This is a genomic window from Mesotoga sp. H07pep.5.4 (assembly GCF_003664935.1).
Classification (GTDB): Bacteria; Thermotogota; Thermotogae; order Petrotogales; family Kosmotogaceae; genus Mesotoga; species Mesotoga prima.
The window spans coordinates 1-10,503 of sequence record NZ_JFHM01000023.1; the positions used below are offsets into that span (position 1 = coordinate 1).

9 protein-coding genes are annotated in these 10,503 nt (G+C 46.4%); 3 read left to right on the forward strand and 6 right to left on the reverse strand.

The window, feature by feature from the left end:
• Window positions 1–303: 303 nt before the first annotated feature.
• The 6 genes from Y696_RS11010 to Y696_RS11035 form a co-directional block, all read right to left on the reverse strand.
• Complete coding sequence (locus Y696_RS11010; protein ID WP_039882530.1) at window positions 304–516, reverse strand: hypothetical protein; 213 nt, start codon at window positions 514–516, stop codon at window positions 304–306.
• Window positions 517–783: 267 nt separating this feature from the next.
• Window positions 784–1,527, reverse strand: a complete 744-nt coding sequence (locus Y696_RS11015) for a DeoR/GlpR family DNA-binding transcription regulator (protein ID WP_006489913.1) — start codon at window positions 1,525–1,527, stop codon at window positions 784–786.
• A gap of 24 nt (window positions 1,528–1,551) precedes the next feature.
• Window positions 1,552–2,544, reverse strand: coding sequence for an ABC transporter permease (locus tag Y696_RS11020; RefSeq protein ID WP_121510471.1), 993 nt, complete (start codon window positions 2,542–2,544; stop codon window positions 1,552–1,554).
• On the reverse strand, window positions 2,531–3,538 hold the full coding sequence (locus tag Y696_RS11025; RefSeq protein ID WP_121510472.1) for an ABC transporter permease: 1,008 nt from the start codon (window positions 3,536–3,538) through the stop codon (window positions 2,531–2,533). The genes Y696_RS11020 and Y696_RS11025 overlap by 14 nt, the downstream gene beginning before the upstream one ends.
• On the reverse strand, window positions 3,516–5,006 hold the full coding sequence (locus tag Y696_RS11030) for a sugar ABC transporter ATP-binding protein (protein WP_121510473.1): 1,491 nt from the start codon (window positions 5,004–5,006) through the stop codon (window positions 3,516–3,518). Before Y696_RS11030 ends, Y696_RS11025 begins: the two co-directional genes overlap by 23 nt.
• 43 nt (window positions 5,007–5,049) lie before the next feature.
• Window positions 5,050–6,060: an autoinducer 2 ABC transporter substrate-binding protein gene (locus tag Y696_RS11035; RefSeq protein ID WP_183084214.1), complete on the reverse strand. Its 1,011-nt coding sequence runs from the start codon at window positions 6,058–6,060 to the stop codon at window positions 5,050–5,052.
• 489 nt (window positions 6,061–6,549) lie between these two features.
• On the opposite strand from Y696_RS11035, the gene xylB reads away from it, so the two are divergent.
• The 3 genes from xylB to Y696_RS11050 form a co-directional block, all read left to right on the forward strand.
• A complete protein-coding gene (gene xylB / locus Y696_RS11040; protein WP_121510475.1) occupies window positions 6,550–8,061 on the forward strand; it encodes a xylulokinase in 1,512 nt (503 codons plus the stop codon).
• Window positions 8,054–8,698: a class II aldolase/adducin family protein gene (locus Y696_RS11045; protein WP_121510476.1), complete on the forward strand. Its 645-nt coding sequence runs from the start codon at window positions 8,054–8,056 to the stop codon at window positions 8,696–8,698. Before xylB ends, Y696_RS11045 begins: the two co-directional genes overlap by 8 nt.
• Window positions 8,699–9,034: 336 nt before the next feature.
• Window positions 9,035–10,503 (forward strand): IS1634 family transposase (locus Y696_RS11050; protein ID WP_259459927.1); only part of this gene is annotated, 1,469 nt, incomplete at its 3' end.

Consider the following 10,503-nt stretch of genomic DNA (forward strand, 5'->3'; position numbering starts at 1 on the left):
GGTGGTAGGAAAGAGCAAAGATACTGGTTGGCCGTTGAGCGGTTCTCCGTTCGCCGAAAAGAACCGTGAAGCAAGAGCATTAAGATTCCGACCAGGAGCTTTGTCGGAATGACAGCATCTGGCCCTTTCGGAAAAACCATCTGCTGTCATCCCGAACTTGTTTCGGGATCTGGTTTTGATCCTCTCGACGGGGGACGGAGGACCGTTGACGGACAATGTTGTCTTCACAGCGACTAGCGGTTTCTTTCTCTTAAGCGCTCAGCGGGTTCTCCGCTCTTAAGCGTAAAGCGGATCTTTAGGAGTTCAGCGGCTCTTCTCCCACGAAGTGGTACTGGCGAAGGTGAAGCCTTCACTGGCGGCGATGATTTTCGCCTTTTGACTGGCTTCTGAATGCTTCCCGCTGAAAGCCGCATCACTTCTGCTCTTGGTCTCCTCGGAGGACGGAGAACCTTTGACGGTGGACCTGAGAAGGCTTCCTGCCGAAGGCAGCCTTGCGTCTCGACATGTTCTTCTCAAACTTAGGCTCCTAAATCCCCGCTTGAGCGGGGGGACCGCTTGCGGTGGGGCGTGTGCTCTTCTCTAAAGACGCCTTTTCACAAAGTTTTGCGACCGGAGAGAAGAGGGTGTCTTTCCTCGCGCCAGCGAGCATCACTTCCCGACGGAGTCGGCCTCACTTCCCCGGATGATACTCAGGGCATCACTTCCTGCGCAGCAGCATCACTTCCGCCGATGTTTTCTGCGCCTTGCGTCCAATCAAATAGCATCACTTTCTGTGAAGCAGCCTTACAATATCGCTTCAGAGGGCAAGAAGTCTCTGTCTTCGGTGATGACCCTATCTATTTCATCGATTTCGGCCATTTTGAACGGCGCGATTACGTCGAATTTGCTGTTGTCGACAAGAAGAATTTTTGCGCTGGAATTGAGAAGCATTTTTCTCTTTATACTTGCTGAAAAGGGGCTCAACTCGAATGTCCCTATCTTCTTTCTAAGGGAAGCACATGAAAAGAAGAACTTGTTTGCATATATTGAACCGACAAGACTCTCCGCCCTGGGGCCGATGAGCGAATCAAATCCATACTGTAGACTGCCGCCGCTTGACTCAACCGAAAACCCCTGAACCTTTGAAAGCGCTAGGAGTATGTTGATTCCGTTGGTGATTATGTGCAGCTTCTTGAAAGCCCTGGAGAGTTTCAAAGCGAAAACGTAACATGTAGTGCTTTCATCTATAAAGAGAACATCATTTTCTTCAACAAACTCGATTGCCTTCGCTGCAATTCTTTCTTTCGCCTCTCTAGCTAATCTCAGCCTTTTCAAGAAGAAGCTGTTTGGATCTGTTTCCTGATTCACCGCTCTTACGACTCCGTATCCGTTGATGACAAGGCCTGATTTCTGCAGATCTCTCAAGTCTCTTCTCAGCGTGACGAGAGATACATCCATTAGAGATGCAAGTTCTTGAGTATTAATCGATTCTCTTTCGGAAAGAACGCTAAGAATGTTCTGTCTTCTGTCTTCTTTCTTCAAAGCCATTCGCTCAACTCCAGCATGTTTGTTTTATCTGACTCTCCTTCTTGCTAATCTTAGAGCTTCTACACCGAGGAGGAGTGCACCCCATAGCGCAAGTGTGAGAAACTGACTTATTCCAAGAAGATTCAAACCGCTTGAGATAACCTGAAGCAAGACCAAACCAAGGAAAACACCGGACACTTTCCCGAAGCCGCCGTTTGGATTGATTCCTCCGAGAACTGAAACCAGTACGGTAACGAGAAGATACGAGGAACCATAACCGGCCTTTGCGGAATTGAATCTTGCTATCATTATCAGAGAGGCTAGACCCGCCAGAAGGCCCGAGATCATGTAAACGAGAATGGTTACTTTGTTGGTGTTTATTCCAGAGAAACTGGTAGCTTTGATGTTGGATCCGATCATGTAGGTCGATAAACCCAAGCGCGTCTTGTTTAGAATTATCGCGACGGCTACCGCAACGGCTATTAAAATGAACATCGGTACCGGTACTCCCAGGAAGGTTCCATTACCAATCACGAGAAGGTTTCTCGGCAGGCCCGAAATCACATATCCTCTGGTTATTACTAGGCTTATTCCTTCGAGAAGGGTCATAGTACCGAGCGTCGCAAGTATCGGAGATACCCCGACATAGGCGATTATCATTCCATTTACAAGTCCAACTATGAGTGAAATAGACAACCCCGCGATTACGGCGAGAAATATCGTCCAGCCTAACCCAGCCCCTCCCGCACCAGATGCTAAATCACCTGTCAAAATCATCGCCATGATTATCCCTGAGAGATTTGCCGAACTTATGATTGAAAGGTTAATTCCACCAGTAAGCATCGTTATCATCATCGCGAAAGCAAGAACTCCCAGTTCAGGAAGCTGAAAAGCCATCGACTGGAGATTGCTGGGCCTTAGAAATTTCCCAGGAAGTGCAAGCGAGAACAACAGTACCAGAATGGCCAGAATCGCTCCAAGCGAGAGAATCTCGGAGTGCTTTGATACTCTTCCCCTGCCGGTGTCACTCTTCAACATTGATTATCGCTCCTTTTCTCTCGCGGACTTTTCTTTGATAGGCCGTTATCCCCACGCTGACGACGATGATCGCTCCGATAAAGACCTTATGCCAGTAAGAGGAAATTCCGAGTAACGTAAGGCCATTCTGAACGATGACAATCAAACCGAAACCAAGAACCGTCCCTAGAATGCTGCCAGTACCTCCGGCTAGGCTTGCTCCTCCAAGAACGACAGCCGCCAGAACTTCCAGTTCCCTGCCCATCAAGGCATTGGGGGCTACAGTCAACATCATGTTCGCCTGAACTGTTGAGGCTATGCCTGCAAGAAAACCCATGTAACAATAAACGAATAGTTGCGTCTTGAGAACGCTTATTCCCACGCGTCTTGCGGCTTCCTGATTTCCGCCAACGGCGTAGATATTTCTGCCCAGAGCCGTGTACTTCAGTATCAGCCAAGTAAGAATGAAGGAAAGAACAAGAACTAGAATCGGTATAGTAATCCCCGGATTGTCTCCAAACCTAACTAGATTCCTCTCCATAAACCACATGGGAAAGCCGTAAATCCAGGTACCGCCGCTGATAAATATTAGAAGGCCATAGAACAGGTTCATGGTTGCGATCGTCACGATTATTGGCGGAGTTTTGAGGAAATAAATCAGTAAGGCATTGACCAAACCCAGCGCAATTCCGACAACCGCTCCTATTGCAAAGGCCAGGAACATATTCCCGCCCCAATGAATGACGATAGTGGCCATGACATACTGCGCGACCGTTGCAATTGCCGTAAATGAGATATCTATTCCTCCGGAAATCAGAACGACCAGAACGCCTGCGGCCATTATCGCAAGAAAGGAGTTGCTCTCAACCATCCCGTAGAGATTGGTGAAAGTAAGAAAGCTTGGCTTCAAAACAGTGAAGAAGAGTGAGACGACTATTATTACAAGCAAGAGATAGAACTCGCTCTTGCCGAATAATTTTCTCAATACTGAATTACTGTCCGTTGATCTTCTCATACAGCTCTTTCTCCGTGAGCTCGCTGGAGTTGTACTTTCCAATTATCCTTCCCGAGCTCATAATATAAGTCGTGTTTGAATGATAGATCGCTTCTTCGGCTTCATCCGTGATCATGATTATCGAAATACCTTCTGAGGCTAACTCTCTTATTATCTTGTATATACTGTCCTTCGCGGCAACGTCTATTCCCACTGTCGGGGAATCGAGAATCAACACCTTTGGATTTATCGCTAGCCATTTTGCAATTACAACCCTCTGTTGATTGCCACCGGAAAGCGTGTTAACCGGAGAGTCGACAGAGGGAATCTTGATTGAGAGTTCGTCGATCCACCGCCTCACTTCTGTTCTCTCCTTGACCTTGCTCAAGAGCCTGATTCTCGACAGTATTCTCTTGAGAACAGTCAGCACAATGTTTTTGCTTACTGGCTGTTCCATAACAAGACCATGTAGTAATCGATCCTCGGGAACATATGCAATTCCAGCTCTCATAGCGGCCACGGCACTTCGAGGGGTGATTCTCTTCCCTTCTACGAAGATCTCTCCGTCGTCGGGAGGATTCATTCCGAAGAGAGAGAGAACGAACTCGGTTCTGCCTGAACCCATCAAGCCTGTGATACTTACTATTTCACCCTTGTGAACCTTCAGATCAATTTCCTTGTAATTGTTTCTCCTTGAGAGCTTTCTGACTTCTAGAATAACTTCGTCACCAGGATAGGGAGACAGTTTGGAGTACTCGAACTCCTTGCCTGTCATGAGAAATGAGAGCCTCTGTCGTGTCAATTCTGAAGCATCGAAGGCACCGACTTTTTTTCCGTCTCGAAGAACGGTAACTCGTTGGGCTACCTCCATTATTTCATCGAGCTTATGGCTGACGAAGATCGTCGAGATTTCTCTATTCTGTAGTTCATTTATGACCCTAATTAGCGACTGAACCTCTTTCTTGCTGAGAGAAGCAGTAGGTTCGTCCATTATTACAAGTCTCGCCTTGGCATTTATTGCCCTGCATATCGCCACAACTTGCCTTTCCGCTATAGAAAGCTCGCTGACTTCTCGTCTGGGATCTAGTGAAACCCCAATTTTGTCCATCGTCTTCATTGCCTCTTCTTCGGTTACTTTCCATTTCATCAGACGACTTCCGGTTTCCACCCTCGAAGAAATAGCTATGTTCTCTGCAACGGTCAGATTTGGAAAGAGTGAAAGATCCTGATAGATAACCTGAATTCCCTCCCTCACACTGTTAGAAGACTTCTGGTGGCTTATCCTTCTTCCGTCGACATAGATCTCACCACCGGGATCGGGTGAGTGAATACCCGAGATTATCTTGATTAGGGTACTCTTTCCAGACCCGTTTTCGCCTACGAGACAGTGGATTTCCCCCCTTTCTATTTCAAAATCGACTGAATCGAGGGCCAATACCCCCCCGAACCTCTTCGAAATATTTCTCATCTCCAACAGTTTTTCGGCCATAATCAGATCACCAGAAAGAGAGGGGGCGTACCCCCTCTCGAAATCAGAACCCGTAAGAAAGGGCGTTCTCAGCAGTTATATCGACTTGCGCGTCGAATTTCACAATGTTTCCTTCCAGCGTGGCCTTCCCAAGACCGGGAATCTCGAATCCATCGACAACAGCCGGCACTATGCCTTCGGGGATTCCCGCCTTAGCAAGAGCAACCTTGGCATCTAGCAGTGTCTTTGCCAAATAGACCTGCGCGAATCCAGCGTCTCTTGGATCCCACAGGTAACCCCACTGCATCAGTCCTTGCTTGAGATACGGGTCAGCATGGCTTGGGATAACCGTTCCGACTATCTGTACCTTTCCCTTCATGTTTCTCGCGTTGAGCGCCTGTGATGCTCCGATAGGTCCCAGTGAACCAAATCCTACTATGCCTCTCAGATTAGGATACGCATTTAGAAGCTCGAGTGTCTTTTGATAGGAAAGCTCAACGCTCTCACCACATGGGATTCTCTCGGTTACCAGTTTCATATTTGGATACTTCTCCGCAACATAGGCAAGCCCAACGTCCGCCCAGAAGTTGTGGAGAGGAACTGTGAGTCCTCCGACGAAAACGGCAAACTCACCTTCTCCGCCCATTAGTTCAGCAAGTTTCTCGAAGTTAGCTTCTCCAAACTTGACGTTGTCTATCGTTTCTACGTCCCAGTCGCCACCCTTCTGCTCTGGTGACTCGTGTGTGATGATAATGATACCGTTCGCTCTTGCCTTCTCGAATACAGGCTCAAGAGCTTTCGCATCATTAGGTACTACACAGATGGCATCTACTCCCTTGGCAATAAGGTCTTCAACAATCTTCACCTGCTGAGCAGGATCCGCATCGGAAGGCCCTATCTGGTAGGCATTCACGCCGAGTTCTTCTGCTGCATCTTTTACACCGACTTCCATTCTGTTGAACCAGGGGATTCCGCCGATCTTGACAACGACGGCAATCTCATAGTTCGCTGCTAAGACGGCAACTGTAAACAAGACACAGAACAGGAGCATCAGAAGCTTCTTGTTCATTCGCATCCCTCCTTCTATGTGACCGGTAGGCCGGCCCAAAGATCATAAGACAAAGCATCATAGTTCACATGATTACTTGTGATCAACATTTCAATTATATCGATTCACTCTGACAGATCCATATCCGAAGATTACTGGTTATTCGAACTTACGGCTGATGAAGACCATGTAGCGATAAATACTCTCGTTTTCCGGATTATCTCATCCATTGTTCCGGGATAATTCTGGATGATCAACTTGATCTATCGCCTTCCCGCAGCTATATTGCCAGTCAAAGATCTGTTTTTATTGACACTGTCTAAGCTAACATTACATAGTATTATTCGTCGGAAATCACTCCTAATCGTTTGAACTATGGGATATTTGTTCCTAATCGGACTTCTTCAAATACAAATTATCTGGTAAGCTCTAGGCAATAGACCATGATATGAAGTTATCACTTTAGTGATCCATTTTACTCTATAGCGGTTTTAGAATGTACCTGTGGAGGAGACGATGAGGCAAGGAGTTCTTTCAATCGATCTGGGAACCATGGGAGTAAAACTTTCATTGGTCTCTCTGGAAGGTGAGATTCAGAAATCGGCATACACGGAGTACCCCATTATCTCAGAAAGCGCGGGACAGGCAGAACAAGATTCGGCGCTTTGGTGGGAGGGGATCATAGATTGTGTAAAGAAGTTGACTGATAGTGACAACAATCTCCCTCATCTAATCAAAGCGATTTCTATTTGCGGCCAGATGCATACCCATGTCTATCTAGACTCCGAAGACAGGCCAATAGGCCCTTCAATCACCTGGCTAGATCAGAGAAGCAGCGAAATAATAGAAGAATGGCAAAGCGATGGCAGGGCCGCAAGGCTCTCCGATCTGACCTGGAACTTCCCCACAACAACTTACGCCGCTCCACAAATATGCTGGGTGAGAAAGCATAGGCCAGGCGTTTTTTCCCGTACGAAGTCGATATTGATCGCAAAGGATTACATAAAGTTTCTGCTCACAGGGAACAAGGTTACAGATCCCTCGGATGCCTCGGGAACTGCTGTATTCGACATAAGAACGAATCAATGGAGCAGGGAGGCTCTTGAACTAATTGATCTGGATGGAGATCTTCTTCCGGAGGTTATTCCTTCAGCGAGAATAATCGGTCATGTCAACGAGAAAGCGGCAAGAGAGACAGGCCTGATTCAAGGGACACCTGTAGTGAACGGAGGTTCGGACCACTCAGTTGCTGAATTGGGTTCGGGTCTTCTCGGTGAAGGAGAGGTTTCATGCATAGTCGGCACGGCCGGTGTCGTTGCCGCTTGCACATCCAAGCCGGTAATAGACCCAAAGAAGAGGGTCATGTGTTGGAGCTATCCACTTGAAGGTTACTGGGATATTCTGGGGATAACTCAGACGGCCGCTTCCAGCTTAACCTGGTTTAGAAATACCTTCGATAAAGAGAGAAATAGCGAAGTCTTTGACGAATACTCCTCCCTGGCAAAAGGTGTTTCTCTGGGGTCGGAAGGCCTGGTTTTTCTACCTTATCTCATGGGTGAAAGAACCCCTCTGTGGAATTCCAAAGCAAGGGGCGTCTTTTTTGGACTGACCATGAAACACTCTAAGGCACACATGGTTCGGGCAATTATGGAAGGGGTCTCATTCTCGATAAAGGACTGTATGAAAGTCGTTGAAGAGTTGGGAGTCAAGTTCGACAGCGTGAACGTTATGGGAGGGGGCAGCAAGAGTCCCATTTGGCGGAAGATACAATCAGATGTCTACGGAAAGAAAGTGAGAACCCTGGAGACTCAGGACACCGGTGCTATAGGCAACTTGATACTCGCCCTTCTTGCCACAAATGAAATTGGAGATCCCAGAGAAGCTGCCAGGTTGATCAGACATGTTGAGACTGTCATTCCCGACCCAATCAGAGCTAAGAAATATGAGAATCTATTTGGAATTTATAAAGAGATCTATGAAAACACACGTTCAATCATGGAGAAGTTGGAGGCGTATACATATGAATAGAGTTGAATTCGCAAGCCTGGTGCTGGATGCCTGTAAGAGGATGGAAGACAGGGGCATGACGGTGGGAACATGGGGAAACATAAGCGTAAGAGTAGATGAAGAAACCTTCCTCATAACCCCAAGTGGGATGAGCTACGGGAGTTTGAAGATCGATGATATTGTGATGGCAGACATGAAGGGCAATACTATTGACAGCAAACGAAAGCCAAGCATAGAACACGCGCTGCACAGGATGATCTACAGTCACAGACCGGATGTTGGAGCTGTTATCCACACCCATCCCCAGTACTCAACGGCTTTCGCTATAGCAAGAAAGGATATACCTGCCGTCTCCGAAGAACTGGTACAGATAATTGGAGAGGGCGTGAAATGCGCGGAGTACGCATTACCCGGAACAGAAGAACTTGCGGCAAACGTAGTTTCCGCACTTGGAAACAACAACGCCGCTTTACTAGCCAATCACGGAGCAGTCTGTGTCGGAGGCGATTTGAGCGACGCCTTCAAAGTGGCGGAAGTACTTGAGAAATCTGCAAAGACAATTATCATGGCTACGATTTTAGGAACTCCCAAAGTTATCTCTCATGACGAGTGTCTTAAGATGCAAGATTTTGTGAAGAATCATTACGGACAGAAATGATGGATTTCTTTCCTGTATCGTATATTATTAACTTGAATCCTGAGCCGATTAATCGGCTCTTTTTCTTTCCTAACCTTTAGCCTCGTAAAGCTCAACTTTGACAGCAAAAGAGAATAAATAGTAGGAATAAGTTCTGAAAGGTGCATAAGTTCGTTGTAGATATTTAAATCGTTTTTGAAATGCGGTGCCATGTGTGTTTGCTTGTCATTTTGTTAGTACTTGACTTGTATTTAGTTATAGTGATATAATATAGGTGCCATGTTTCTTAGACTGAAGCACTTCAAAAACAAGGACGGTTCCACCAGGAGTTACCTGCAGCTCGTAGAGAATATACGAGTGGGGAATAAGACTAGACAGAAAGTTCTGGTTAATCTGGGGAGAGTAGATGATCTTCAGAACAGTGGCCAGATAGATAGGCTTATTGAAAGCCTGAGGAACTTCTCGACGAAAGAATGGATTAGGAAAGAAGCCCTTAATGTGAATCAAACCTATCTGTGGGGACCTGTAATTATCTTCGAGCAGTTATGGAAGGAACTGGGTATCGAAAGAGTATTGAAGAGACTTCTGGGAGATACGGATGCAGTTAGCGATTACGTTGAGGCTATATTCGCTATGGTACTTAACAGACTTGTCGAACCGAGATCGAAGAGGGGAGTAGACAGGTGGGTAAGCAAGGTTTACAGACCTGAGTTCGAACAGTTGAGTCTTCAGCATTACTACCGTGGACTGGATTATCTCGAGAAGTTCAAGGAAGAAGTGGAGGAAGAGCTATTCAGTAATGTTAAGACTCTCTTCAACTTGAATCTCGATCTAGTATTCTGGGACACAACGAGTACGTACTTCCAGGGAGAAGGACCCGAACTTTCAATGTATGGTCGTTCTAAGGATCACAGGTCTGATTGCAAGCAAGTGATGATAGGGGTACTAATGACGAAGGATGGTTTCCCCGTTGCTCACCAAATCTTTCCCGGAAACACAGCAGACATAGATACTTTCAGGATAGCTCTTGAGGATATACGAAGGAGATTCAACATAGACAGGGTTATAGTGGTAGCCGATAGAGGAATGATAAGCAACGGACTCATTGAGGAGATAGATAAGACCGGGCTTTCATACATATTCGGAGTGAAGATGAGAAGAAGCAAGAGAGTTGAAGCGGTATTGAATCAGCCCGGTGATTACGAAGAAGTGGAAGAGAATCTGAAGGTAAAGGAAGTTCTGCATGAGGGGGAGAGATACGTAATCTGTTTCAATCCATTTCAGGCAGAAAGAGACAGAATCAAGAGAGAAGAGATAGTGAAGAACCTTACTAAGAAACTCAAACAGGGGCCAAAGAGTCTTGTAGGAAACAGAGGATACAGAAGATATCTGAGTATGCAGAAAACAGATGTGAAGATAGACCAGGAAAAGATGGCTTCGGAAGTCAAATATGATGGCAAATACGTTCTAAGAACGAACACAAAACTAACCAATAGAGAGGTTGCTCAATCATACAAGTTACTGTGGAAAGTAGAGAGGGCCTTCAGGGAACTGAAGAGCGGACTCGATCTTCGTCCCATATACCATTACACAGACACGAGGGTGAAGGGACACATAATGATCTGTTTCCTTGCACTGGTAATGGAGACTGCCTTATGCAGAAAGCTGAAAGAGATTGGAAGTACTTTCTCTTATGCAGACAAACTCGAAGACTTGACAGAGCTAAGAGCAGTTGAGCTAACGGTAACAACAAACACTTCCTTGTCAGGCCTGCAACGATTGCCAATGCTTACGACGCCTTCACAGCACTCAAGAAAGGACCACTG

Excerpts from the sequence above, each read along its gene's own strand:
- Y696_RS11015 (WP_006489913.1), bottom strand. The coding sequence starts at position 1,527 with ATGGCTTTGAAGAAAGAAGACAGAAGACAGAACATTCTTAGCGTTCTT.
- Y696_RS11020 (WP_121510471.1), bottom strand. The coding sequence starts at position 2,544 with ATGTTGAAGAGTGACACCGGCAGGGGAAGAGTATCAAAGCACTCCGAG.
- Y696_RS11025 (WP_121510472.1), bottom strand. The coding sequence starts at position 3,538 with ATGAGAAGATCAACGGACAGTAATTCAGTATTGAGAAAATTATTCGGC.
- Y696_RS11030 (WP_121510473.1), bottom strand. The coding sequence starts at position 5,006 with ATGGCCGAAAAACTGTTGGAGATGAGAAATATTTCGAAGAGGTTCGGG.
- Y696_RS11035 (WP_183084214.1), bottom strand. The coding sequence starts at position 6,060 with ATGCGAATGAACAAGAAGCTTCTGATGCTCCTGTTCTGTGTCTTGTTT.
- xylB (WP_121510475.1), top strand. The coding sequence starts at position 6,550 with ATGAGGCAAGGAGTTCTTTCAATCGATCTGGGAACCATGGGAGTAAAA.
- Y696_RS11045 (WP_121510476.1), top strand. The coding sequence starts at position 8,054 with ATGAATAGAGTTGAATTCGCAAGCCTGGTGCTGGATGCCTGTAAGAGG.